22 protein-coding genes are annotated in these 24,393 nt (G+C 71.6%); 9 read left to right on the plus strand and 13 right to left on the minus strand.

The features are described from left to right. Window positions 1-125: 125 nt before the first annotated feature. From EOT10_RS11185 to EOT10_RS11195, 3 genes are all read right to left on the minus strand, one after another. Window positions 126-1,328 carry an SPFH domain-containing protein gene (locus EOT10_RS11185; protein ID WP_127827967.1) on the minus strand — a complete coding sequence of 401 codons (1,203 nt, stop codon included), beginning with the start codon at window positions 1,326-1,328 and terminating at the stop codon, window positions 126-128. Between the two features lie 12 nt (window positions 1,329-1,340). Then, the gene (locus tag EOT10_RS11190) at window positions 1,341-1,604 is read right to left on the minus strand and encodes a hypothetical protein (RefSeq protein ID WP_127827968.1); all 264 of its coding nucleotides are present in this window, start codon (window positions 1,602-1,604) and stop codon (window positions 1,341-1,343) included. 102 nt (window positions 1,605-1,706) lie between these two features. Further along, window positions 1,707-2,756, minus strand: coding sequence for a Strvi_7410 family MBL fold metallo-hydrolase (locus EOT10_RS11195; protein ID WP_127827969.1), 1,050 nt, complete (start codon window positions 2,754-2,756; stop codon window positions 1,707-1,709). A gap of 179 nt (window positions 2,757-2,935) precedes the next feature. Here EOT10_RS11195 and EOT10_RS11200 point away from each other — a divergent pair, with 179 nt between their 5' ends. Both EOT10_RS11200 and EOT10_RS11205 read left to right on the plus strand, forming a co-directional pair. Next, window positions 2,936-4,393 (plus strand): aldehyde dehydrogenase, encoded by a 1,458-nt coding sequence (locus EOT10_RS11200; protein ID WP_127827970.1) that lies wholly within the window; start codon window positions 2,936-2,938, stop codon window positions 4,391-4,393. After that, window positions 4,393-4,626, plus strand: a complete 234-nt coding sequence (locus EOT10_RS11205; protein WP_127827971.1) for a ferredoxin — start codon at window positions 4,393-4,395, stop codon at window positions 4,624-4,626. The genes EOT10_RS11200 and EOT10_RS11205 overlap by 1 nt, the downstream gene beginning before the upstream one ends. A gap of 25 nt (window positions 4,627-4,651) precedes the next feature. Here EOT10_RS11205 and EOT10_RS11210 read toward each other — a convergent pair whose 3' ends face one another. Then, window positions 4,652-5,317: a TetR family transcriptional regulator gene (locus EOT10_RS11210; protein ID WP_127827972.1), complete on the minus strand. Its 666-nt coding sequence runs from the start codon at window positions 5,315-5,317 to the stop codon at window positions 4,652-4,654. Window positions 5,318-5,566: 249 nt separating this feature from the next. On the opposite strand from EOT10_RS11210, the gene EOT10_RS11215 reads away from it, so the two are divergent. From EOT10_RS11215 to EOT10_RS11225, 3 genes are read left to right on the plus strand one after another with little or no spacing between them, the layout of a single operon-like run. Beyond that, window positions 5,567-6,964 (plus strand): glycosyltransferase family 4 protein, encoded by a 1,398-nt coding sequence (locus EOT10_RS11215; RefSeq protein ID WP_189491435.1) that lies wholly within the window; start codon window positions 5,567-5,569, stop codon window positions 6,962-6,964. Further along, window positions 6,958-7,689, plus strand: a complete 732-nt coding sequence (locus EOT10_RS11220) for a class I SAM-dependent methyltransferase (protein ID WP_127827973.1) — start codon at window positions 6,958-6,960, stop codon at window positions 7,687-7,689. The genes EOT10_RS11215 and EOT10_RS11220 overlap by 7 nt, the downstream gene beginning before the upstream one ends. Then, entirely contained in the window at window positions 7,686-8,774 is a 1,089-nt protein-coding gene (locus EOT10_RS11225; RefSeq protein ID WP_127827974.1) for a prenyltransferase/squalene oxidase repeat-containing protein, read from the plus strand. Before EOT10_RS11220 ends, EOT10_RS11225 begins: the two co-directional genes overlap by 4 nt. Before the next feature lie 8 nt (window positions 8,775-8,782). On the opposite strand, the gene EOT10_RS11230 is transcribed toward EOT10_RS11225, so the two are convergent. The 8 genes from EOT10_RS11230 to EOT10_RS11265 form a co-directional block, all read right to left on the minus strand. After that, on the minus strand, window positions 8,783-9,079 hold the full coding sequence (locus EOT10_RS11230; protein ID WP_127827975.1) for a hypothetical protein: 297 nt from the start codon (window positions 9,077-9,079) through the stop codon (window positions 8,783-8,785). A 64-nt stretch (window positions 9,080-9,143) separates the two neighbouring features. Further along, window positions 9,144-10,154 carry an LLM class F420-dependent oxidoreductase gene (locus EOT10_RS11235; RefSeq protein ID WP_127827976.1) on the minus strand — a complete coding sequence of 337 codons (1,011 nt, stop codon included), beginning with the start codon at window positions 10,152-10,154 and terminating at the stop codon, window positions 9,144-9,146. 186 nt (window positions 10,155-10,340) lie between these two features. Further along, window positions 10,341-11,186 (minus strand): hypothetical protein, encoded by an 846-nt coding sequence (locus EOT10_RS11240; protein ID WP_127827977.1) that lies wholly within the window; start codon window positions 11,184-11,186, stop codon window positions 10,341-10,343. Between the two features lie 149 nt (window positions 11,187-11,335). After that, on the minus strand, window positions 11,336-12,364 hold the full coding sequence (locus tag EOT10_RS11245) for an N-acetylmuramoyl-L-alanine amidase (RefSeq protein WP_127827978.1): 1,029 nt from the start codon (window positions 12,362-12,364) through the stop codon (window positions 11,336-11,338). Between the two features lie 22 nt (window positions 12,365-12,386). Further along, window positions 12,387-13,052: a class I SAM-dependent methyltransferase gene (locus tag EOT10_RS11250; RefSeq protein ID WP_127827979.1), complete on the minus strand. Its 666-nt coding sequence runs from the start codon at window positions 13,050-13,052 to the stop codon at window positions 12,387-12,389. Between the two features lie 277 nt (window positions 13,053-13,329). After that, a complete protein-coding gene (locus EOT10_RS11255; protein WP_127827980.1) occupies window positions 13,330-14,640 on the minus strand; it encodes a M20/M25/M40 family metallo-hydrolase in 1,311 nt (436 codons plus the stop codon). Continuing rightward, the gene (locus tag EOT10_RS11260; protein ID WP_127827981.1) at window positions 14,637-16,010 is read right to left on the minus strand and encodes a cytosine permease; all 1,374 of its coding nucleotides are present in this window, start codon (window positions 16,008-16,010) and stop codon (window positions 14,637-14,639) included. Before EOT10_RS11260 ends, EOT10_RS11255 begins: the two co-directional genes overlap by 4 nt. A 4-nt stretch (window positions 16,011-16,014) precedes the next feature. Next, window positions 16,015-16,968 carry a DUF1177 domain-containing protein gene (locus tag EOT10_RS11265; RefSeq protein ID WP_127827982.1) on the minus strand — a complete coding sequence of 318 codons (954 nt, stop codon included), beginning with the start codon at window positions 16,966-16,968 and terminating at the stop codon, window positions 16,015-16,017. A gap of 130 nt (window positions 16,969-17,098) precedes the next feature. Between EOT10_RS11265 and EOT10_RS11270 the strand changes: the two genes are divergently transcribed. Together EOT10_RS11270 and pepE are read left to right on the plus strand one after the other, a co-directional pair. Next, a complete protein-coding gene (locus EOT10_RS11270) occupies window positions 17,099-17,917 on the plus strand; it encodes an IclR family transcriptional regulator (protein ID WP_127827983.1) in 819 nt (272 codons plus the stop codon). 56 nt (window positions 17,918-17,973) lie between these two features. Then, complete coding sequence (gene pepE, locus EOT10_RS11275) at window positions 17,974-18,699, plus strand: dipeptidase PepE (protein WP_127828212.1); 726 nt, start codon at window positions 17,974-17,976, stop codon at window positions 18,697-18,699. A gap of 253 nt (window positions 18,700-18,952) precedes the next feature. On the opposite strand, the gene EOT10_RS11280 is transcribed toward pepE, so the two are convergent. Further along, entirely contained in the window at window positions 18,953-20,710 is a 1,758-nt protein-coding gene (locus EOT10_RS11280) for an MFS transporter (protein ID WP_127827984.1), read from the minus strand. Between the two features lie 261 nt (window positions 20,711-20,971). Between EOT10_RS11280 and EOT10_RS11285 the strand changes: the two genes are divergently transcribed. Together EOT10_RS11285 and EOT10_RS11290 are read left to right on the plus strand one after the other, a co-directional pair. Beyond that, on the plus strand, window positions 20,972-23,173 hold the full coding sequence (locus tag EOT10_RS11285; protein ID WP_127827985.1) for an acyl-CoA dehydrogenase family protein: 2,202 nt from the start codon (window positions 20,972-20,974) through the stop codon (window positions 23,171-23,173). Between the two features lie 84 nt (window positions 23,174-23,257). Beyond that, window positions 23,258-24,172, plus strand: a complete 915-nt coding sequence (locus EOT10_RS11290) for a LysR substrate-binding domain-containing protein (protein ID WP_127827986.1) — start codon at window positions 23,258-23,260, stop codon at window positions 24,170-24,172. Window positions 24,173-24,393: the final 221 nt, after the last annotated feature.

Below are 24,393 nucleotides of genomic sequence, written 5' to 3' on the forward strand. Positions count from 1 at the left end.
TTCGCACGGCACCTCGCCGCGTTGCCGAAACGCCCGGACAGCTCCGCTGCCAGGACGCTCCGGCGCCTTGCGATGCACCGCACCGGACGCCGTGACCTGTCCGACCCTGATCCGACGGTCACCCCCTAGCGGATGTCGACCGGACCGTCGTCGCCCGAGCGCTTGGCGGCGTTGCCGCCGTCCACCGGGCTCGACGCCGCGCCCAGGTAGCGCTGGATGTCGCCGCCCGGCTGCTTCGTCTCGCCGTCGGGTGTGCCGAGGTTGCGGCGGACCGAGTCGAGGATGGTCAGGCCCTGGCCGACGAGCCCGGCGGCGATCTCGCCGAGACCGTCCGCGCCGTTCAGCACGTTCACGTTGGCGCCCGCGAGACCGCTGGCCGCCTCCTTCACGATCTGCGGCAGCTGGTCGATGAGCATGCGGTCGAGCGCGACCCGGTCGTACGACGCCGCCGCCTCGGCCTGGATCTTCATCCGCTCGGCCTCGGCGATCGCCATCACGCGGATCCGCTCGGCGTCGGCCTCGGCGGGCTTCACGACCTCGGCCACCAGCTGCTGCTGGCGCAGTTCGGCCGCACGCTCGGCCAGTTCGGTGCGCGCCATGAGCACTTCCTGCTCCGCGTGCGCCTGCGCCAGCGGGCCGGCCTGGGCGGCCGCGGCCTGGGCGCGGTCGATCTCGGCCTTGTACTGGGCCTGGACGACGGCGGTCTGCCGGGCGTACTCGGCCTGGTTGCGCTGGGCCTCCTGCTCCGCCTGGGTCGAGGCCTGGGTGGCCTGCGCCTGGGCGATCTGGGCCTGCCGCTGGATCGCGGCCTTGTGCGGGGCCGACATCGCGTCGATGTAGCCGGTCGCGCCGTCGTCGATGGACTGGATCTGGAGCGAGTCCACGATCAGGCCGATCTTCGCCATCTCGGCCTTCGAGGTGTCGAGGACCTCGGCGGCGAGCTTCTGCCGCTCGGTGACGATCTCCTCGACCGTCATCGAGCCGATGATGGAGCGCAGGTGACCGGCGAAGATCCGGCCGGTGAGGACCGACATCTGGTCCTGGTCGGAGAGGAACCGCTGGCCGGCGTTGACGATGCTCTCCGTGTCATTGCCCACCTTGAAGGCGATGACGGCGCGCACGGTCAGGGAGATGCCCTGCCGGGTCACGCACTTCTCGACGACCTCGGCCTCCGACATGGCCAAGGAAAGGAAACGGGTCTTGCGGAAGATTGGCAGGACGAACTTTCCGTGCCCGGTCACCACCCGGAACGGCGCTCCCCCAAGTCCCCGCCTGCCACCCGAGATCAGCATTGCCTCGTCGGGTGAGGGGACGCGATATCCGAACATCCTTGAGTCTCCTTAGCGGGAGCCGCCGATGTCGCCGGAGCCGTGGTCGGGCTCGTCCAGCGACGGATCGGACCAGGGCATGACGACGACCTGGCGGGTGCCGCGCGACTCGATGACCAGCACCGTCGTCCCGCGTCGCAGAGGCTCGTCGGACCAGGCGAAGAACGTCTCGCTGCCGCCCCTGACCCTCACCAGTACCTCGCCCGGGCCCTCCGATCCGCGCGTGCCGATGATCAGCTTCCCCGTGCAGCCGACCACGGCCTCGTCCGGCGCCATCGGTGGCCGCCCCCTTGTTGTTTCCGGTTCTGAGGTGACTGACATTACGCCGGTTGGGACCGGTGGACTACGTGCAGGGCGGCCGACGGTGCGGTGATCGCGTCAGACGGCCACGTACGTCACCGGATCGCTCCCGTCCACGGCCTGCACGTGGCCCAGCTTCACCAGGCGGCGCAGGTGGGACTCGGCCTCCGAGACGGCGATGGTGCGCGACCCGTAGGGGATCTGTTCCCAGGGCCGGTTCCACTCCATCCGCTCGGCGAGCTGCCACGGGGTGAGCGGGCCGGCGAGCAGCGCCCGCAGCCCGGCGAGGCGCTCCTCGTGGTGGTCGAGCAGCTCCCGTACGCGGGCGGGAGCGTCGGTGAAGGTGTGCTGGTGGGCGGGGAGCACCTCGGCGGGGGCGAGGCGGCCGATGAGTTCGAGGGAGGCCAGGTAGTCGCCCAGGGGGTCGGTGACGGTGGCGTCATCCGGGTCCTCGTACAGGCCGATGTGCGGGGTGATGCCGGGGAGCAGGTGGTCGCCGGAGAAGAGGCGGCCGTTGCCCTCGAGCCCGGCGGGGTGCTCCTCGTCCAGGTGCAGGCAGACGTGGCCCGGGGTGTGGCCGGGGGTCCAGATCGCGCGGAGTCTGCGGCCCGGCAGGTCGAGCAGGTCGCCGGGGGTGATGGTGCGGTCGGGCAGGGCCGGGTCGAGGCCGGGCATGCTGCGGGTACGGCCGTTGTCGCGGGCCGCGATCAGCGGGGCGATGTGCTCCTCGGGGGCGCCGGCGCCAATGAGCTTGGTGACCATGTACCCGTACCAGCGTGACGGCGGGTTCTGGCGGGTGCGGCGGACGACGGCCGCGTCCGCCTCGTGCATCGCGATCCAGGCACCGGAGGCCTCGCGGACCTTGGCGGACAGGCCGTGGTGGTCGGGGTGGTGATGGGTGACGAGGACGCCGGTGAGTTCGCCGACGGACGTGCCGCACGCGGCCAGACCGGCGGTGAGGGTGTCCCAGGACGTCGGGTCGTCCCAGCCGGTGTCGACGAGGACGGGGCCCGCGTCGGTGGCCACGAGGTGGACGAGGGTGTAGCCGAGGGGGTTGTCCGGGATCGGGACCTGGATGCTCCAGACCCCTCCGCCGTGGTCCTTCACCTGGCCGGTCGCCTCAGTCATGGGTCCCCACTTCTCGCGTGCACCGCCGAACACTGTCTTTGAAACTTGTTGCAAGTATCTACCTGATCAACCGTCAGATCCAGGGCCGGTGAAGGCGGCGCGACCCTTCCGGATGCGAACTAGAACTGGTATCAGTTCTGAAACGGCGTCAGGAAACGGCCGCAGGAGGCAAGTCAGCCATGACCGAGCTCGTGGAACACGGACAGCTGTTCATCGGCGGGGAGTTGACCGATCCCCTCGGCACGGACGTCATCGAGGTGATCTCCCCGCACACCGGCGAGGTCTTCGGCCGCGTACCGCACGCGGCCCCCGCCGACGTGGACCGCGCCGTCGCCGCCGCCCGCCGGGCCTTCGACGAGGGGCCCTGGCCACGGGCCACCCTCGACGAACGCATCGCGGTCGTCACCCGCATCAAGGACGCGATCGCCGTACGGCACGAGGAGATCGCCCGCCTCATCTCCTCCGAGAACGGCTCCCCGTACTCGTGGAGCGTCCTCGCGCAGGCCCTCGGCGCGATGATGGTGTGGGACTCGGCGATCAACGTCGCCAGGAACTTCACGTACGAGGAGACGCGCGACGGCGCGCTCGGCAAGATCCTCGTGCGGCGCGAACCGGTCGGCGTCGTGGCGGCCGTGGTCCCGTGGAACGTCCCGCAGTTCGTCGCCGCGGCCAAGCTCGCGCCCGCGCTGCTCGCCGGGTGCACGGTCGTCCTCAAGCCGTCTCCGGAGTCGCCGCTCGACGCGTATCTGCTCGGCGAGATCGCGAAGGAGGCGGGCCTGCCGGAGGGTGTCCTGTCGATCCTCCCGGCCGACCGCGAGACCAGCGAGTACCTGGTCGGGCACCCCGGCGTCGACAAGGTGTCCTTCACCGGATCCGTGGCCGCCGGCAAGCGCGTCATGGAGGTCGCCTCGCGCAACCTGACCCACGTCACCCTCGAACTCGGCGGCAAGTCCGCGGCCGTCGTCCTGCCGGACGCGGACCTCGCGACGACCGTCCCCGGCCTCGTCCAGTCCGCCTGGATGAACAACGGCCAGGCCTGCGTCGCCCAGACCCGCATCCTCCTGCCCCGCTCCCGCTACGACGAGTTCGCCGGGGCCCTCACGGAGGCGGCGGCCGCGCTCGTCGTCGGCGACCCGCTCGACCCGGCGACCCAGGTCGGCCCGCTGGTCGCCGAGCGCCAGCAGCGCCGCTCGCTCGACTACATCCGCATCGGCCAGGAGGAGGGCGCCAAGATCCTCACCGGCGGCGGCCGTCCGGCAGGCCTCGACCACGGCTGGTATGTCGAGCCGACCCTCTTCGGCGACGTCGACAACTCCATGCGCGTCGCCCGCGAGGAGATCTTCGGCCCCGTCATCTGCCTGCTCCCGTACGGCGACGAGGCCGAGGCCGTGAAGATCGCCAACGACTCCGACTACGGGCTGAGCGGCAGCGTGTGGACAGCCGACGTCGCGCACGGCATCGACGTCGCACGGCAGGTGCGCACCGGCACGTACAGCGTGAACACCTTCAGCCTCGACATGCTCGGCCCCTTCGGCGGCTACAAGAACTCCGGTCTCGGGCGGGAGTTCGGGCCCGAGGGGTACGGCGCATATCTGGAGCACAAGATGATCCATCTGCCGGCCGGCTGGGAGGCGTGATGGGGGACCGCTGGCACGTCGAGGTCGACCGGGGCGTCTGCATCGGCTCCGGAATGTGTGTGAACCATGCCCCGGGCGGCTTCCGCCTCGACTCCGCCCGCCAGTCCCACCCGGCGGAGGCGGAGACGGACGCCAACGAGAAGGTGCTCACGGCGGCCGAGGGCTGCCCGGTGGAGGCCATCACGATCACGCTGTCCGACAGCGGCGAAGTGGTGTTCCCGCCCGAGGAGTAGCGCGGTGTCGACGGGAGCCGGGCCGCTACTTCCGCGGTTCCGGCTCCGTGAGGTCGATCAGGCGGCACACCGTCTCGATGTCGATCTTCACCTGCGCGATCGAGGCGCGCCCCGACAGCCAGGTGATGAGGGCCGAGTGCCACGTGTGCTCGATGACGCGGACCGCCGAGAGCTGCTGCGGGGTCGGGGCGTCCAGCTCCATCGCGTCCAGGATGATCGCCGTCGTCTGCCGGGAGACCTGGTCGACCTCGGGGCTCACACTGCGGTCGGCGAACGTCAGGGCGCGCACCATCGCGTCGGCGAGGTGCGGCTCGCGCTGGAGCGCGCGGAAGGCCCGCATCAGGGTCTCCGCGACCCGCTCCGAGGGCAGGTCGGACGACGGCGGGCGCTTGCGGACCGTGGCGTGCATGTGCTGGAGCTGGTCCTGCATCGTCGCCACGAGCAGATGGACCTTGGAGGGGAAGTAGCGGTACAGCGTGCCGAGCGCGACCTGCGAGGACTCGGCGACCTCACGCATCTGTACGGCGTCGAACCCGCCCCGGCTGGCCAGCTGCGCGCTCGCGTGCAGGATGCGGCGGCGGCGCGCCTCCTGGCGCTCGGTGAGGGGCGGCGACGCCGGATGTGCCGTCCTGACGTCCGAGGTCTTCGCTTCGGAGGTCTTCGCTTCCGCGGTCTTCGCTTCCGCTGTCATGGGTCCCGTTCCGTGGCCGTCAGCCGGTGTCCGGTTTTTCGTGTCCGGTTTTTCCAGGGAGCTCATCATGGCAGGGCCTCGCCGGCTCCGTCGTGGCGTGAATCACCTGATCCGGGCGTCACAACGAAGCTACCTGCCGGTAGATTCTGTGCTCCTCGAGCTATCGAAGAGTCAGCAAGTCTGAAACTTGTTCTAGATTACCGCCCACGCGTACTCTCGCGTGAACATGCCGTGAGAAGGGGGCCCCGAGTGACCGCTGAGGCCATGGAGGCCGGTCCCCGGGCGGGGTCGCGCACTGACGGTGACCGTCCGTTGCGCATCGCTCTCCTCACGTACAAGGGGAACCCGTTCTGCGGCGGACAGGGCGTCTACGTACGCCACCTGTCCCGCGAACTCGCCCGGCTCGGGCACCAGGTCGAGGTCATCGGATCCCAGCCCTACCCCGTCCTCGACGAGGGCGAGGACCTCACCGGTCTCCGCCTCACCGAACTCCCCAGCCTCGACCTCTACCGCAGCCCCGACCCGTTCCGCACACCCAAGCGCGACGAGTACCGCGACTGGGTCGACGCCCTCGAGGTCGGCACCATGTGGACCGGCGGCTTCCCCGAACCCCTCACGTTCTCGCTGCGCGCCCGGCGTCATCTGCGGGCCAGGCGCGGCGAGTTCGACGTCGTGCACGACAACCAGACCCTCGGCTACGGCCTGTTGGGCGGGCCCGCCGCGCTCGGCGCCCCCCTCGTCACCACGATCCACCACCCCATCACCGTCGACCGGCAGCTGGAGATCGACGCCGCCGAGACGTGGCAGCAGCGGATGTCCAAGCGCCGCTGGTACGCGTTCACGCGCATGCAGAAGCGCGTCGCCCGCCGCCTGCCGTCCGTCCTCACCGTCTCCGGGACCTCGCGCCAGGAGATCGTCGACCACCTCGGCGTACGCCAGGACCGGATCCGCGTCGTGCACATCGGCGCCGACACCGACCTCTTCTCACCGGACCGGTCGGTGGCCGAGGTGCCGGGCCGCATCGTGACGACGTCCAGCGCCGACGTCCCCCTCAAGGGACTCGTCTTCCTCGTCGAGGCGCTCGCCAAGGTCCGCACCGAGAACCCGGACGCCCATCTCGTCGTCGTCGGCAAGCGTGCCGAGGACGGGCCCGTCGCCGCGGCCATCGAGCGGTACGGCCTCGAAGGCGCCGTCACCTTCGTCAAGGGCATCACGGACGCCGAACTCGTCGACCTCGTGCGCTCCGCCGAAGTCGCCTGCGTGCCCTCCCTGTACGAGGGCTTCTCGCTGCCCGCGGCCGAGGCCATGGCCACCGGCACCCCGCTCGTCGCCACCACCGGCGGCGCGATCCCCGAGGTCGCCGGGCGCGACGGCGAGACCTGCCTCGCGGTGCCCACCGGCGACGCGGGCGCCCTGGCCGCCGCCCTGACCCGGCTCCTGGACGACCCGGAACTGCGGAAGCGGCTCGGCGCCGCGGGCCGCGAGCGGGTCCTGCGGAACTTCACCTGGGCCCGCGCCGCGCTCGGCACCGCCGAGCTCTACCGCGAGTCCATCGCCCGCTCGGCCGGCCGGGTGCCCGCCGGGGCCCGCGCCACCACCCCCCACGAACGTGCAGGATCCGACCGCGAAAGCAGGGCCACGTGCTGACCGTCGACTTCACCCGCTTCCCGCTCGCCGCAGGCGACCGCGTCCTCGACCTCGGCTGTGGAGCCGGTCGGCACGCGTTCGAGTGCTACCGGCGCGGGGCCCAGGTGGTCGCCCTCGACCAGAACGGCGAGGAGATCCGCGAGGTCGCCAAGTGGTTCGCCGCGATGAAGGAGGCGGGCGAGGCGCCGGCCGGGGCCACGGCCACCGCCATGGAGGGCGACGCCCTCAACCTCCCCTTCCCGGACGAGTCGTTCGACGTCGTGATCATCTCCGAGGTCATGGAGCACATCCCCGACGACAAGGGCGTCCTCGCCGAGATGGTGCGCGTCCTCAAGCCGGGCGGCCGCATCGCCGTGACCGTCCCGCGCTACGGCCCCGAGAAGGTCTGCTGGGCGCTCAGCGACGCGTACCACGAGGTCGAGGGCGGGCACATCCGCATCTACAAGGCCGACGAACTCCTCGGCAAGATGCGCGAAGCGGGCCTCAAGCCGTACGGCACCCACCACGCGCACGCACTGCACGCGCCGTACTGGTGGCTCAAGTGCGCGTTCGGCGTCGACAACGACAAGGCGCTGCCCGTGCGGGCGTACCACAAGCTCCTCGTCTGGGACATCATGAAGAAGCCGGCGCTCACCCGGGTCACCGAGCAGCTCCTCAACCCCGTCGTCGGCAAGAGCTTCGTCGCCTACGCCACCAAGCCGCACCTGCCCAAGGCCGAGGCGTGACGAGCCCGGAGAAGACCGAACTCCTCGTCCTGCCCGGCGTTCTGACGGCCGATCAGGCCGCCGCGACCGTGCGCGGCCTGCTCGCCGTGCAGCGCGAGGACGGCGCCATACCGTGGTTCCGCGGCCACCACCTCGACCCGTGGGACCACACCGAGGCCGCGATGGCTCTCGACGCGGCGGGCGAGCACACCGCCGCGGAACGCGCCTACGACTGGCTCGCCCGCCATCAGAACGACGACGGCTCCTGGTACGCGGCGTACGCCGACGGGGACGCCGCCGACGTCACCGACCACGGCCGCGAGTCCAACTTCGTCGCCTACGTCGCCGTAGGCGCCTGGCACCACTACCTCTCCACCGGTGACGACGCCTTCCTCGACCGCATGTGGCCCACCGTGTACGCGGCCATGGAGTTCGTCCTGCGGCTCCAGCAGCCCGGCGGGCAGATCGGCTGGAAGCGCGAACCCGACGGGACACCCGTCGACGACGCGCTCCTCACCGGCAGTTCGTCGGTCCACCACGCTCTGCGCTGCGCCCTCGCCATCGCCGAACAGCGCGAAGAACCCCAGCCCGACTGGGAGTTGGCCGCCGGGAGCCTGCGGCACGCGATCCGGTGCCACCCCGAGCGGTTCCTCGACAAGGACCGCTACTCGATGGACTGGTACTACCCCGTCCTCGGCGGCGCCCTGACCGGCCCCGAGGCCCAGGAACGCATCGCGGCCTCCTGGGACCGCTTCGTCGTCCCCGGCCTCGGCGTGCGCTGCGTCGTCCCCAACCCGTGGGTCACCGGCGGCGAGAGCGCCGAACTCGCCCTCGCGCTGTGGGCGGTGGGTGAGTCCGACCGGGCCCTGGAGATCCTCCAGTCCATCCAGCACCTGCGCGACCCGGAGTCGGGCCTGTACTGGACCGGCTACGTCTTCGAGGACGAGGCGATCTGGCCCAGGGAACTCACCGCGTGGACGGCGGGCTCGGTCCTCCTCGCCGTCGCGGCCCTCGGCGGCGACGACGCGACGTGTTCGGTGTTCGACGGGAAGCGGCTCCCTGCGGGGTTCGAGCCGGACTGCTGTGAGGGAAGCGCAGCTCAGTAGGGGCGCGTTCAGTAGCGGCGCAGGCGGTCGGCGAGCGCGTGGCCGACGACCAGGTACACCACGGCCGCCAGGCCGTAGCCCGCGACCACCCGTGCCCAGGCGTCGTCGAACGTGAACAGGTCGTGCGACCAGCCGGCGAGCCACCGGGCCGCGCCGTGGATGAACCCCACCAGGTCGTTGGCCCGGTTCGCGTCCAGCAGGTACATCAGGATCCACAGGCCGAGGACGGCGGCCAGGATGTCGGCGACGACCGTGACGATCGTCGCGGCTTGGTTGGTGCCTCGGATCGTGCGGCTGTGAGACATGGAGCACGGGTCTCCCTTCCTCGCACGCCGAAACATGCCCGAGCCTCTGAGCAGACGTCTGGCGCTACGAGTTGAGCTCGGCCAGGACCCGAAGGGTGTGCGGGTCCGGGGCCAGGACGAGCAGGTCGGTGACCGGGCCCTTGCGCCACAGTTCGAGCCGTTCGGCGATACGGGCCCGCGGGCCGATGAGCGAGATCTCGTCGGCGAACGCGTCCGGCACGGCCATGATCGCCTCCTCGCGCCGCCCCGCGAGGAACAGCTCCTGGATGCGGCGGGCCTCCTCCTCGTACCCCATGCGCGCCATCAGGTCCGCGTGGAAGTTCCGCTTGGCGTGGCCCATGCCGCCGATGTAGAAGCCCAGCATCGCCTTCACCGGCAGCAGCCCCTCGGCGACGTCGTCGCAGACCGTGACACGGGCCATCGGCGCGATCACGAAGTCCTCGGGCAGGTCGGTGAGGGACGCCTCGTACGCGTCCGTGCGCGTCGGCGACCAGTACAGCGGGAGCCAGCCATCCGCGATACGGGTCGTCTGCGCGATGTTCTTCGGCCCCTCGGCCCCGAGGAGGATGGGCAGACCGGCGCGCAGGGGGTGGGTGATCGGCTTGAGGGGCTTGCCGAGGCCGGTGCCGTCCTCGCCGCGGTAGGGGTGGGAATGGAAGCGTCCGTCGACCTCGACCGGCCCTTCCCGCCGGAGCACCTGGCGCACGGCGTCCACGTACTCGCGGGTGGCCGTCAGCGGTGACCTCGGGAACGGCCGCCCGTACCAGCCCTCCACCACCTGCGGCCCCGAGAGGCCGAGCCCCAGCATCATGCGGCCACCGGAGAGATGGTCGAGGGTGAGGGCGTGCATCGCCGTCGTGGTGGGGGAGCGGGCGGCCATCTGCGCGATCGCGGTGCCGAGCCGGATGCGGGAGGTGTGCGCCGCGATCCAGGTGAGCGGCGTGAACGCGTCACTGCCCCAGGACTCGGCGGTCCACACCGAGTCGTACCCCAACCGCTCGGCCTCCCGGGCGAGTTCGAGATGATGCGGGTCGGGCCCCCGCCCCCAGTACCCGAGCGCGAGTCCGAGTCGCATGCCATCCCCTTTTCTGACGCAGTGTCAGTTCACGTGCCGGGGGCGACTGTACGACAACGGCCCCTCACCCGGAAGACGGGCGAGGGGCCGAGAAGAGCGCCCCGTAAGGGGCGCGGGGCTGTGACATTTGCGGCTCCGCCGCGTGGGCGCGACCAGCCAGAGGCGGCTCGCAGCCAACAGGAGCGATCAGCCCCGCTGAATCCCGGTCGTGTCCTGCAGCACACCCCGGCGACCATCCTGGGTCTGGGCGACAAGCCCAGGCCCACGCTGCTCAACCGCCAGGTACCACGTACCGGGCGCCAACTCGGCGATCGGCGTAGGCGCCCCGTCCTCCGCATACAGCGGACGAGGCACCGGAACGGCGAACCAGAACGGCGAGAAGTCGCCGGCCGGGGCCTGCGCGGCCTGCGGCGCGGGCGCCTGCTGCTGCGGCTGGGCCGCACCGTAAGGCTGACCGGGCTGCCCCGGCTGGCCGGCCTGCGCACCGTACGGCTGGCCCGGCTGCTGGGCACCCGGGTAGCCGTAGCCGCCGGCGGGCTGCGCGCCGTACGGCAGCGGGGCCTGCGGGCGCGGGGCGCCGACGAGGGCACCCTTCAGCGCGGGCACGAGCGGCGTGGCGACGGCGGCACCCGCGAGCACGAGGGTCGCGATCAGAGCGAGGATCACGCCGGTACCGGCGCCGAAGCCGCTCGTGCCCTGGCCGCTGTTGTTGAAGCCACCCGCCGGGTCGAAGATGTTCCCGAGCGCGCTCCACGCGGAGAAGACGGCGAGAGCGACACCGAACTGGCCGAGGTCGAGACCGGCGACCTTCGGCACGGTGGGCAGCCCGCGGGCGACGACGATCAGCACCGCGGCGAAGATGCCCGCGAGGAAGACGCTCATCAGGAGCGGTGCGCTCTCCCACGCGTTCGGGAGGTCTGCGCCGCTGGAGATCCCGTCGATCGAATAGATGTCGAGGAACGAGGCGATGAACAGCAACACCGCTGCTCCGATCACCACGCCGTCGCCTCGAGTGAGGGAGCGGATATTCACTTCAGGAGGTCCTTCGTCAGTCGTCAGGTCGTCGGCGGAGGCGTCGCTGTCGCTGCTGTGCCGTGCGAAGCGCGGGGGTGGCCCCACATCGTATGGAGACACTATCGTCCACGCGCCGGGGGTGTCTGCCGCGATCCGCAGGCCGGGAACTACCCCCGCAGGAAACTCACGATTCCGTCAGACATCCCCTGAGCCGCCTTCTGCCGCCACGTGCCGCTCGTCAGAAGGGCCGCGTCCTTCGGGTCGCGCATGTTGCCGCACTCGATGAACACCTTCGGCACGGTCGAGAGGTTGAGGCCTCCCAGGTCCCGGCGCACGTCGAGGCCGGTGCCGTCGCCGATGTAGTTCGAAGGGGCCGAGCCGGTGGCGCGGACGAAGTTGCCCGCGATGCGTTCGCCGAGTGCGCGCGAGGGGGCCGTGATCGCCGTCGTGTCCGCGGCGCCGGCCTTCACGGATGCGGGAAGGATCACATGGAAGCCGCGGTTGCCGGCCGCGGAGCCGTCCGCGTGCACGGAGATCACGGCGTCGGCGTGCGCCTTGTTGCCGATGCGGGCGCGCTCGTCCACGCACGGGCCCCAGGCGCGGTCGCCGTTCTGGGTCAACTCGACGGTGGCGCCCTGCTGTTGGAGCAGTGTGCGCAGCCGGCGCGAGACGTCGAGGCTGAACTGGGCCTCGGTGTAACCGCCATTGGTCGACGTGCCTGTCGTATCGCATTCCTTGCGATTTGTCCCGATGTCGACGAGCCGGTTGATCTCGGCGGTGTGCCGGAAGTTGCCCGGATTGTGACCCGGGTCGATGACGATGATCTTGCCCTTGAGGGCGCCGGACCCGGCGGGCCCGGCCGAGGAGGCGGGCGGTTTCGACGCCGACGGGGTGGCGCTCGGCGACCCGTGGCCCTTCTTCCCGTCGTCGCCGGACCTCGACGGGGAGGGGGTGGGGCTGTCCTGCCGCGCCGTCGACGACCGGCTCGCGGCGGGCAGCGTCTTCGCGGGCTCGCCCTCGCCCGGGCCGCCGCCCGTCACCTGCCAGATCAGCCACCCGGCGAGAGCCGTGGGCACGAGTGCGGCGAGCGTCACGGTCAGCGGACCACCGCTGAACCGGCGCGGCCGCCGCGGGCCGTCGTCGTTGTTGTCGGCATCGTCGAAGAAACCGTCGCTGTCCGGACCTACGTATGACACGCCTAGGAGCCTAACGCCGCGCTCAGATGCCAGGGCCCGTTCGGCGCAGGACGCGCAGGGATCCGGTCGCCGAGACCCCGGTGAACGCGCCGGACTCCAGCGCCCTGAGGTAGACGCGGTACGGGGCCTGGCCCGTCCACTCGTCGAGCTTGACCGGGAACACGTCGTGGATGAGGAGCAGGCCGCCCTCCGCGAGGTGCGGGGACCAGCCCTCGTAGTCGGCGGTGGCGTGCTCGTCGGTGTGGCCGCCGTCGACGAAGACCAGGCCGAGCGGGCCGCCCCAGACCGCGGCGACCTGCGGGGAACGGCCGACGAGCGCGACGACGTGGTCCTCCAGGCCGGCCGCGTGCAGGGTGCGGCGGAACGTGGGGAGCGTGTCCATGCGGCCGACGACCGGGTCCACGGTCTCCGGGTCGTGATAGTCCCAGCCCGGCTGCTGCTCCTCGCTGCCGCGGTGGTGGTCCACGGTGAGCGCGCTCACCCCGGCCTGCCGGGCCGCGTCGGCGAGCAGGATCGTGGAGCGCCCGCAGTACGTGCCGACCTCCAGGAGCGGCAGCCCGAGCGCGGTGGCCTCGGCCGCGGCCGCGTACAGGGCGAGTCCCTCGTCGAGCGGCATGAAGCCCTTGGCGGCCTCGAAGGCGGCGACGATCTCGGGGGCGGGGGTGTGTCCGGCGGCGGTCGTGGTCATGGCGACATGCTGCCCTACGCCGTCCGGCGCGGGCCCGGCGGGTTCTGGGCGCCCCGGGTGGTGGCTGAGGCCGGGTGTGAGCGCTCGCCCCGCGCCGGGGTGCCGCCTTGCCCACCCTGCCGCCCCAGGCGGCAGACTGCCCAAGGCGGCGGGGGAGGGGTGGGCTTGGGCGGCAGACTGCCCAAGGCGGCGGGGGAGGGGTGGGCTTGGGCGGCAGACTGCCCAAGGCGGCGGCGGGGGGTGGGTGGGCGGCGGGCCGCCCGGGGTGGCGGTTCGGTCAGCAGGATTGCCAGAGGCGGGTCATGACGCGGACACCGAACCGCAGGCCTTCGAGCGGGACGCGCTCGTCGACGCCGTGGAAGAGGCGGCCGTAGTCCAGGTCGTGCGGCAGCTTGAGGCCCTTGAAGCCGAAGCAGCGGATGCCCAGCTTCGTGAAGGCCTTGGCGTCGGTGCCGCCGGGGTTGCAGTACGGGACCGGGTGGCCGTCGGGGTCCTCGGCGCGCACGGCGTCGCACATCGCGTCGACGAGCGGTCCGTCGAACGTGGTCTCCATGGCGATGTCGTGGTTGACCCACTCACGCCGCACGGACGGCAGGAGCAACTCGTCGATGGTGTCGACGAGTTCCTGCTCGTGGCCGGGCAGGAAGCGGCCGTCGACGCGGGCGGTGGCCCTGCCGGGGATGACGTTCGTCTGATAGCCGGCCGAGAACATGGTGGGGTTCGCGGAGTTGCGGAGCACCACCTGCATGAAGTCGGCGACCGGGCCCAGCTTGGCCAGCTCCGCGTCGAGGTCCTCGGCCTCGAAGTCGACCTTCACGCCCGTGAGCGCGGCGGCCTCCGCCAGCAGCGCCCGTACGGGCTCGATGAGGCGGATCGGGAACGTGTGGCGGCCGATGCGGGTGAGGGACTCGGCGAGGTCGGTGACCGCGTTCTCGTCGTTGGGGGACGAGCCGTGGCCCGCCCGGCCCGTCGCTGTGAGCTCCATCCAGGCCATGCCGCGCTGGGCGTTCTCGATCGGGTAGAGGCGCCGGGTGCCGTCGAGCGCGTACGAGAATCCGCCGCCCTCGCCGATCGCCTCCGTGACGCCCTCGAACAGCTCGGGGCGGTGCTCGACGAGCCAGTGCGCGCCGAACCTGCCGCCCGCCTCCTCGTCGGCGAGGAAGGCGAGGACGATGTCGCGCGAGGGGCGGGTGCCGGTGCGGGCGAAGTGGCGGGCGGTGGCCAGCATGACGGCCACCGTGTCCTTCATGTCGATCGCCCCGCGGCCCCACAGGTAACCGTCGCGGATCTCGCCGGAGAAGGGCGGCACCTGCCACTCGGAGGCGTCGGCGGGCACGACGTCGAGGTGGCCGTGGACCAGGAGCGCGCCGCGCTCGCGGTCCGTGCCGGGGATCCGTGCGATGACGTTCGCCCGGCCGGGGGCGCTCTCGACCAGGACCGACTCGATGCCGGTCTCGGCGAGACGTTCCACGACCCGGTGGGCGCAGGCGCGCTCGTCGCTCGTCGGGTTGGAGGTGTCGAAGCGGATCAGCTCGGCGCACAGCTCGACGACCTCGGCCTGGGCGTCTTCGGAGGCGAGGGTGGTCATGCTGCTCCTACGGGGGTCGCGTCGGGGGCGGCGGGGGCGGTGGTGGTGTCCTCGTCGTCCAGGGCGGAGGTGCCGTACGGCCGCACGAGGCCGAGGAGGCCGAGGACGGAGTACAGGGCGAAGGCGGTGGCCAGGGAGTTGAGCGCGGGGATGCCGACGGTCACGTACTTGCCGACGCAGAACGCGGCGATCCAGATCACGATCGACAGGGGCACCCAGGTCGGCGACGACGTGGGCAGTGTGCCGGATTCACGCGTCTCGTCGAGCGGCTTGCGCATGCGGCGTACGACCCAGTACTCGGCCACGACGATGCCGCCGACGGGCGGGATGGCGACGCCGAGCACGGACAGGAACTCGGTGAAGTGGGTCATGATGCCGACGGCCGAGAGCAGGGTGCCGGCGAGGCCGAGCGCGACGGTGACCGCGCCGCGGTGCAGGCGCTTGCCGAAGACGACCTGGAAGAAGTTCACGACGCCGAGCGAGGAGCCGTACAGGTTCCAGTCGTTGATCTTCGCGGTGGACATCAGGACCACGATGACGCCGATGGCGCCCGAGGTGGAGAGCACGATGTGCGACACCTGGTTGGACTTCACCAGGTGGCCGAGCAGGACGCCCGTGAGGCCCACGATGTACTCGGAGAGGATCATCGAGGAGGCGCTCTGCAGGAAGACGTGCGAGCCCTTGCGGTTGTAGCGGGTCATCTCGGGGGAGACGATCGCGCCGGTCATGTAGCCGCCGGCGATGGCGGTGGCCGCGACGGCCAGCGGGATCGTCGGGCCGGGGGCCGGGGAGCTGATCAGGTCACCGATGGAGTGGTCGGCCAGGGTGCTGGTGACCGACCAGGCGACCAGCGCGAAGAACAGCGGCGTGACGATCTTCGCGAACAGTGCCATGTAGCGGAAGCCGAAGATGACCAGGACGGTGATGGCGAGGCCCGCGGCCACGCACCACACCCAGGCCGGGCCGCCGACGAGCGCCGAGACGCTGGTGCCGAAGATCGTGTTCTGCACGCCGAACCAGCCGACGAGGCTCACCGCGATGACGAAGCTGACCAGCGCGGAGCCGTTACGTCCGAAGCCGATCCAGCGGGTGAGCATCGGCGTCGCGAGGCCCTCGCGCATGCCGGCCAGGCCGATCGCGAAGATCACCACTTCGAGGATGACCGCGCCGAGCGTGAACGCGAGGAACGCGCCCTTGAAGGTCATGCCGACGCCGATGGTGGCGCCCAGCGTGAACTGCGAGATCGATCCCGACTGGGCGAGCCACTGGAGCAGCATCGTCCAGAAGCCGAGGCGCTGGTCGCGAGGGACCCGGGACAACGCGTAGTCGTCGCTGCCCACGTTCTTCTTGGTGGTGGTGTTGGTGGCCATGGCGTCACGACTCCGAGGGTGCGTTGCCGAGGGTCTGCAGGTGGGCGAGGGAGCCGTAGCGGCTCACGAGGGCGTCGAACTCTTCCGCGTCGTGGAAGTCGAGGCGGCCGGCGCCGTACGCCTTGGCGGTCTCCACGGCGAAGCGGGCGGCGGCGGCGATGTCGGTCTCGTGGCTCGCGCCGGTCTGGCAGCCGGGGACCGCGGCGGCCGAGGTGACCGCGAGGCCGACGACCGGGGCGGCGGTCGCCGTGGCCGGCTGGAGGATCGAATTGATGTGATGTGCCCCGTTACCGTACGGGGTGATGTCCTGCGTGGTCACCGGATACGTGACCAACGGCTCACCGGTGACGACCGCGAGCAGCTCGCCGAGCTGTTCGCTCACGCGCAGCACCCAGCCCTCCTTGACCGTGGGGGACAGGGCGAGGCCCTTGTGGTTGATGATCCGGTTGCCCTTGGTGGTGTCGATGGAGAGCACGGCCTCCATCTCGTCGGTGACCTCGTGCCGGTTCATCGTGGCGATGTCGACCGGGGAGTCCATGAAAGGGACCGGGTCGTGCGGCGCGGTGGGCGCGTCGGGGCAGATGTGCGTGGCGACGATGACGTCGCCCGGCAGCACATCGCCCTTGCGGCGCATGTCGAGCAGCTTGGCGGCGGTGGCGAGCGCGGCGGCGGCGCCGTCCGCGTCGGAGACGAGGCCCGTCATCTCGGGCCGGGCGCCGACGCCGCCGAGCCGGCCGATCACGCCGAGCGTGCGGGCGCTGCCGCCCCGGCTGCGCCCCTGGGCGCCGGGGATGAGGACGCGGACGAAATCGGTCGATCCGCGCTCGCCTTCCACCGTGGTCACCTCGGCGCCGGAGCCCTCCGGGCCGGCGAGCGAGTCGAGATGGGCGACGGCGCGCTTGCCATCGGCGTTGGGGTCGTCCAGCAGATCGACGACATCCAGGACGTACTTCAGCATGCGGGGGTCCCTCTCACTGCTCGGCGCCCGGTCGCGGTTCCACCGGTGCTGACAGCAGATTCGGGATCGGCTAGCGTTGTCGGCAACTGTTTCCCGTTATCTGCAATTAAGGTCTGGATGGTGAGATGGCGTGACAGAGATCCCGCTGGACCGGAAGACACCGGCCGGGGCCCTGCAGACCGTCGACCGTGCGCTCCTCGTGCTGCTCGCCTTCGAGCGAACCCGGCCCGACTGGGGCGTGACGGAGGTCGCCGCAGAATTCGGCTGGGACACGTCCGTCGCACAGCGGCTGCTGTCGACGCTGGCGGGGCGCGGCTTCCTGGTCTCGGACCCGGCGACCCGGCGCTACCGGATCGGTCCGGCCGTGCTTCGGCTCGGAAGGCTCTGGGAGCGCTCGGGCTCACTGGAGCTGCTGGCCGGGCCGGTCCTGGAGGAACTGCGCGCCGCCACCGGCGACACCGTCCTGTTCTGCCTGCCCGACAGCTTCCACATGCGCTGCGTCGCGGCCGTCGAGGGCAAGGAAGGGCCGCTGCGCTACTACCCGCTGGTCGGCGAGCTGTACCCGGCGCACGCGGGCGCCACCAGCAAGTCGTACTACGCGTTCCTGCCCGACGAGCAGCGCCACCGCCTCTTCCGCGGCCGCCCCATGGCCCGCTTCACCGAGCGCACGGTGACCGACCCCGACGAACTGGAGCGGGAGTTCCTCGCCGTGCGTGCCCAGGGGTACGCCTGGACGGTCGGCGAGTACGACGCCGGGATCGGCACGGTCGCCGTCCCGGTGTTCCTGGGCCGTGAGCCCTACGGCAGCCTCAGCCTCGGCGCCGCCAAGGAGCGCTTCCCGGACGGGCCCGGCGACCGGCTCGACGCACTGCGCAAGGCGGCCCGTCTGCTGGAGCAGCGCCTCACCCACCCGCCGCAGCGCACGCGCCGCGCGGCCCGCCCCAACTGACCTTTATATGCGCCTGCTGACCTTTATGTGCGCCTGTTGAAATGAGTCACTCCAAGATGAATCTGCTGCTGCTCTCCAACTCCACCCAGCACGGCCGCGGGTACCTCGCCCACGCCCTGGACACCGTCACCGGCTTTCTGCCGCCCAGGGCCCGTCTCGCGTTCGTGCCGTACGCCCTTGCGGACCACGACACCTACACGGACCGGGTGCGCGGCGCGCTCGACGGGACCGGGATCTCCGTACGCGGCGTCCACGAGGGTGACGACCCGGTGGCCGAACTCGCCGCCGCGGACGCCGTGTTCATCGGCGGCGGCAACTCCTTCCGGCTGCTGAGCACGCTCTACCGCACAGGTCTGCGCGACGCCCTGATCAAGGCGGCGGGGTCCGGCCTGCCGTACATGGGCGCCAGCGCGGGCACGAACATGGCCGCGCCCACCCTCCGCACGACCAACGACATGCCGATCGTGCAGCCCCCGTCCTTCGAGACGCTCGGCCTCGTCCCGTTCCAGATCAACCCGCACTACCTGGACCCGGACCCGTCCTCCACCCACAAGGGCGAGACCCGCGAGGAGCGCCTCACCGAGTTCCTGGAGGAGAACGACGTACCGGTGCTCGGGCTCCGCGAGGGTTCCTGGCTGCGGGTGAACGGCGAACGCGCCACGGTGGAGGGCGCGTGCGACGCCCGTCTGTTCCGGCGGGGCGCCGCACCGCGAGAACTGGCCGTCGGCACCGACGTCTCCGAACTCCTCGACGGGAAGCCCCGGTTCGACGTACGGGACTGACGTACGAGGCTGACGTACGGGGCTAGAGGCGCCCGTGGGCGCTGGCTGCCACGGAGTCGTCAGCGCGTGCTCGTGAGACCGGGCATGGGGCGGACGGTAGCCGCCGGTTCCACGGCGCCGCCACGAAATAAACCGCCACGCAATAAGCCGCCACGCGATAAACCGCCAGGCATCAGGCCCCCGGGCAACAAGAAGACGCGCCGCGCGGATGCGCGACGCGTCTTCGGCAGGGCCGCCCGCGGCCCCGGTTCGCCTATCGGGCGGCCTGCGCGGCCTGTTCGGCGATCGCCTGCAGCGCCAGGTCGACGTCGACCGGCCGGTCCTCGCCGTGGTGCGTCGCCGCGGCGGCCCGCGGCGCGTGTCCGGTGGCCGTCGCGGCCAGGACGTACGAGCCGCCGTCCGGGACCGCGAGGGCGTAACGGCCCTCGTGGTCGGTGAGCGCGGCGCCCGCCTGGCGGCCGCGCCGGTCGATCAGCGTGACCTTGGCGCGGGCGACCGGCAGTCCGGCCGCGTCGAGCACCTGGCCCCGGAACCCTCCGCCGAGCACCTCCTCCGCGCGGGCGAGCGCGGCGTCCTCCTCGCTGCTCGCGCGCAGCTGCGGCCGGGTGGCCCGGCGCTGCTTCGGCAGGAACACGGCGAGCACGACGCCCATCGCGACCGCGCCGGTGGCGATCATGAACGAGATCCGGAAGCCGTGCATCGAGGGCAGGGCCGCCCCGCCGACGTGGTTCGCGGTGTTGGCGAGGACCATGCCGATCACGGCGCTCGACACCGAGGTGCCGATCGAGCGCATCAGCGTGTTGAGACCGTTGGCCGCGCCCGTCTCGGACGCGTCTACGGCGCCGATGATCAGGGCGGGCAGCGAGGAGTACGCGAGTCCGATGCCGGCGCCCACGACCACCGAGATGATGATGGTCTGCCAGGCGGCGTCCATCAGGCCGAGGCCGGACCCGTAGCCGATCCCGATGATCAGCATGCCGAGGAGCAGGGTGATCTTGGGGCCGTACTTCGCCGAGAGACGCGCGTACACGGGGGCCGTGAACATCATCGTCAGGCCGAGCGGTGCCACGCACAGGCCCGCGACGACCATCGACTGGCCGAGGCCGTAGCCGGTGGCCTTCGGGAGCTGGAGGAGCTGGGGGAGGACCAGCGAGATCGCGTAGAACGCGACACCGACCATGATCGAGGCGAGGTTGGTGAGCAGCACCTCACGGCGCGCGGTGGTGCGCAGGTCCACGAGCGGGGCCTTGACACGCAGCTCCATCACGCCCCACAGCACGAGCACCACGGCGGCGGCGCCGAACAGGCCGAGCGTCATCGGGTCGGTCCAGCCCCAGTCGCTGCCCTTGGTGATCGGCAGCAGGAAGAGGACGAGTCCGGCCGACAGACCGAGCGCGCCGAGGACGTCGAAGGTGCCCTCGGCCTTGACCTTGCTCTCGGGGACGAAGGCGAGGGTGAGCAGGATCGCGACGACGCCGAGGCCCGCCGCGCCGAAGAAGAGGGCGTGCCAGTCGGCGTGCTGGGCGACCAGGGCCGCGAGCGGCAGCGCGAGTCCGCCGCCGACGCCGATGGAGGAGCTCATCAGGGCCATCGCGGAGCCGAGCTTCTCGCGCGGCAGCTCGTCGCGCATCAGGCCGATGCCGAGGGGGATGGCACCCATGGCGAAGCCCTGGAGCGCGCGGCCCACGATCATCACGACGAGGTCGCTGGTGAATCCGGCGATCAGTGAGCCGACGACCATGACGGCGAGGCTGGCGAGCAGCATCCGGCGCTTGCCGTAGAGGTCGCCGAGGCGGCCCATGATCGGGGTGGAGACGGCGCCCGCGAGGAGGGTCGAGGTCATGACCCAGGTCGCGTTGGAGGGTGCGGTGCCGAGCAGGACCGGGAGGTCCTTGATGACCGGCACGAGAAGCGTCTGCATCACCGCGACGGTGATGCCGGCGAAGGCGAGTACGGGGACGACTCCGCGTATTCCGCGTTGCGCGGTCGGCTGTTGGGTCGTCTGCGGCATACGTAGGGCCTCCGGAGGCAGAGATGAGGGGTCTTGCGGGCGGGGGTGCGCGGTCTGGTACGTGCAATGCGCGGTCTGTACGTGCGATACGTGCGAGCGGTCTGTACGTGCAAGGTGAACCTGTTACCCGGGGCGACTATTCCGACGGGTGTCGTACAAGGGGAAGTCTTGACGGTTTTTACCTTTTGATTACACGCCCGGGGGTCGCGAGATCCGCATCTGACCTTCCGTCAGATTGAAACGTGTTCTACCGTGCGCCGCATGGGCATCGCGATCACGCAGGAGCAAGAGGAGTTGGCGGACGCCGTACGCGGCTGGCTCGCGCGCGCCGTACCGCCCGAGGAAGTGCGCAAACTGCTCGACGCCCCCGCCGCCGGAGGCCGCCCCGCCCACTGGGACGGGCTCGCCGGGCAGGGGCTGCTCGGCCTCCACCTGCCCGAGGAACACGGCGGCGGGGGAGGTGACCTCGTCGACCTCGCGGTCGTCCTCGAAGAGACGGGACGGGCCGCGCTGCCCGGCCCCTTCGCGGCCAACGCCGCCGCCTCGCTCGTCCTCAGCCACGCGGGCGCGGCGGACCTCGCCGGGCCCCTCGCGTCCGGCGACCGCATCGGGGCCGTCGCTCTCGGTACGGGCACGCTCACCGCCGTCGAGGTGGCCGACGGGCTCGTCCTCGACGGAGTGGCGCCGCCCGTCCTGTCCGGCGGCGACGCGGACCTCCTCGTCCTGGCCGCCGAGTCCGCCGCCGGGACGGTATGGGTCGCCGTCGACGCCACCGCCCCCGGGCTCAGCAGCCGTGTCCACACGAGCGCCGACCCCACACGCCCCACCGCGGAGATCACCGCCCGCGGAGCCCTCGTCCCGGCCGCCCGGATCCTCGCCGTCGACACGGCCACCGTCCGCGACCTCGCCTCCGTCGTCCTCGCGGCCGACGCCTGCGGAGTCGCGGCGTGGGCGCTGCACACGGCGGCCGAGTACGCGAAGGTACGGGAACAGTTCGGCCGGCCCATCGGACAGTTCCAGGGCGTCAAGCACCTGTGCGCGGACATGCTCGTACGCGTCGAACAGGCGCGGGCCCTCGTGTGGGACGCGGCGCGCGCAGCGGGCGAGCACATGGGCGGGCACATGGGCGGGGACGGTGAGTCGGGTGACGGGCGCGGCCTCGTCGTCGCCCTAGCCGCCGGGACCGCGCTCGACGCCGCGTACTCCTGCGCCAAGGACTGCATCCAGATCCTCGGCGGGATCGGCTTCACCTGGGAGCATGACGCGCATCTGTACCTGCGGCGGGCCGTCGTCGCGCGGCAGCTGCTCGGCGCGGGGGACGCGCACCGGCTCAGGGCGGTACGGCTCGCGGAGGGCGGGGCGCGGCGGGAGCTGCGCCTCGAACTGCCCGCGGAGGCCGAGGAGTTCAAGGTGCGGGCCCGCGAGGCCGTGCGGGAGGTGCGGGGTCTCGATCCGGCCGCCGCGCGCCGCGCCCTCGTGCCCACCGGATACGCGGCGCCCCATCTGCCCGAGCCGTACGGGCTCGGCGCGGGCCCGGTCCAGCAGCTCGCCGTGCAGCAGGAACTCACGGCCGCGGGCGTCCGCGTCAGCGACCTCGGCATCGGAACCTGGGTCGTCCCCTCGCTCCTCGCCTTCGGCACCCCGGAGCAGCGGGACCGCTACCTCCTGCCCACCCTGCGCGGCGACCTCCTGTGGTGCCAGCTCTTCTCCGAACCCGGCGCGGGCTCCGACCTCGCCTCCCTGCGCACGAAGGCCGAGCGCACCGAGGACGGGCGCTGGCGCGTCAACGGGCAGAAGGTGTGGACGAGCGCCGCCCAGTGGGCCGACCACGGCATCCTGCTCGCCCGCACGAACCCGGACGCCCCCAAACACAAGGGGCTCACCTACTTCGTCGTCGACATGAAGCGGACCGAGGGCATCGACGTACGGCCCCTGAAGGAGATCACCGGGGACGCGCTCTTCAACGAGGTGTACTTCGACGACGTGCTGCTTCCCGCGGACGCCGTGGTGGGGCAGGTGGACGACGGCTGGCGCGTCGCCCGGAACACCCTCGGCAACGAACGGGTCCACATGGCCGACCAGTTGACATTCGACACGGGCCTGGAGGCACTGATCGCCCGGGCCGGCTCCCTCGACGGCGCGTACCGGGCGCGCGTGGGCGCCCTCGCGGCGGAGGCACACGCGCTGGGCTGCATCGGGCTGCGGACGACGATGCGGCAGGTGGCCGGGGCGGAGCCGGGGCCGGGGGCTTCGGTGAGGAAACTCGTACAGACGCCGCACCAGCAGAAGGTCGCCGAGCTGGCGCTCGAGCTGCTCGGCCCGGAGGGCGCGGTGAGGGAGGGCGTGGGGGAGCGGGCGCTGCACGGATTCCTGATGTCGCGGTGCCTGACGATCGCCGGCGGGACCACGCAGGTGCAGTTGAACGTGGTGGCGGAACGGATTCTTGGGTTGCCCAGGGACTAAGGGGCGCCCCGAAGGGGCGCGGGGAACTGCGCGACCAGCCCCCACTCACCCGCAGACGACAACGCCCCGCCGTATCGTCGCCCCGTGGAGCTACGTCACCTGTCAGGATTCGTCGCCGTCGCAGAGGAACTGCACTTCGGCCGCGCAGCGGAACGGCTGCACATCGCGCAGTCACCGCTCAGCCAGCAGATCAAGCTGCTCGAGCGCGACCTCGGGGTGAAGCTCTTCGAGCGGACGACACGCACGGTCCGGCTCACCCCCGCCGGGCAGGCCCTCGTGGAGCCGGCCCGGCGGCTGCTCGCCGACGCCTCCGCCGTGCGCCGCACCGTGCGCGCCGCCCACCTCGGCGAGGTCGGCCGGGTCACGGTCGGCTTCGCGGGGGCCAGCAGCTACTCCGCGCTGCCCCTGCTCACTCGGGCCGTGACCTCCCAACTCCCCGGCATCGAGCTGGTGTTGGAGGGTCAGATGTATACGGGCGAGGCGCTGCGGAGGGTCACCGAAGGCAGCCTCGACGTCGGGTTCGTCGCGCTGCCGGTGCGGCGCGGCATCACCGCCCGCGTCGTCCGCATGGAGCGCCTCGTGCTCGCCCTGCCGGACAGCCACCCTCTCGCGGACCGCGCCGAGGTCCCCGTGCGCGAGCTCGCGGGCGAGCCCATCGTGACGTTCCCGCTCTCCCGGGAGTCGGCGGTGCGCGAGGCGATGGTGCAGGCGTGCCACGACGCCGGGTTCGCGCCCCGGATCGCGCAGGAGGCGCCGGACTCGTACAACATGCTGGCCCTGGTGGGCGCCGGTGTCGGGGTGGCCGTCGTGGTCGAGTCCGCGCGCAACATCCATCTGGAGCACGTCGTCTTCCGGCCGCTCGCCGGGGACGACGTACCGGTGCTGCCGATCGCCCTGGGCTGGCGCACCGGCAACACCTCGGCGGCGCTCGAAGCGGTCCTCCGGGTGGCGGAAGAGGTCCTTCCGACGCCGCCGGACGCCCCGGATCTTGCTGGATAGCGTCTTAATCGGGGTCGCTATTGGTCTTGGACAGCACCTAATGGTGCGGGGCAGAGTGATCAGCAGCTCGCGACGGAGCGAGGACGGAGAGACGAGAGGACGCCCCGCATGTGGTGCCGACGAAGGCGGGGGCGTCCGGCGGGTGCGGGTTTCGTCGTGGCTGGTCGCGCAGTTCCCCGCGCCCCTGAAAGGCGCACTTCGTGCGCCATCTCAGGGGCGCG

The sequence above is a fragment of the Streptomyces antnestii genome (assembly GCF_004005495.1).
In the GTDB taxonomy this organism is placed as follows: domain Bacteria; phylum Actinomycetota; class Actinomycetes; order Streptomycetales; family Streptomycetaceae; genus Streptomyces; species Streptomyces antnestii.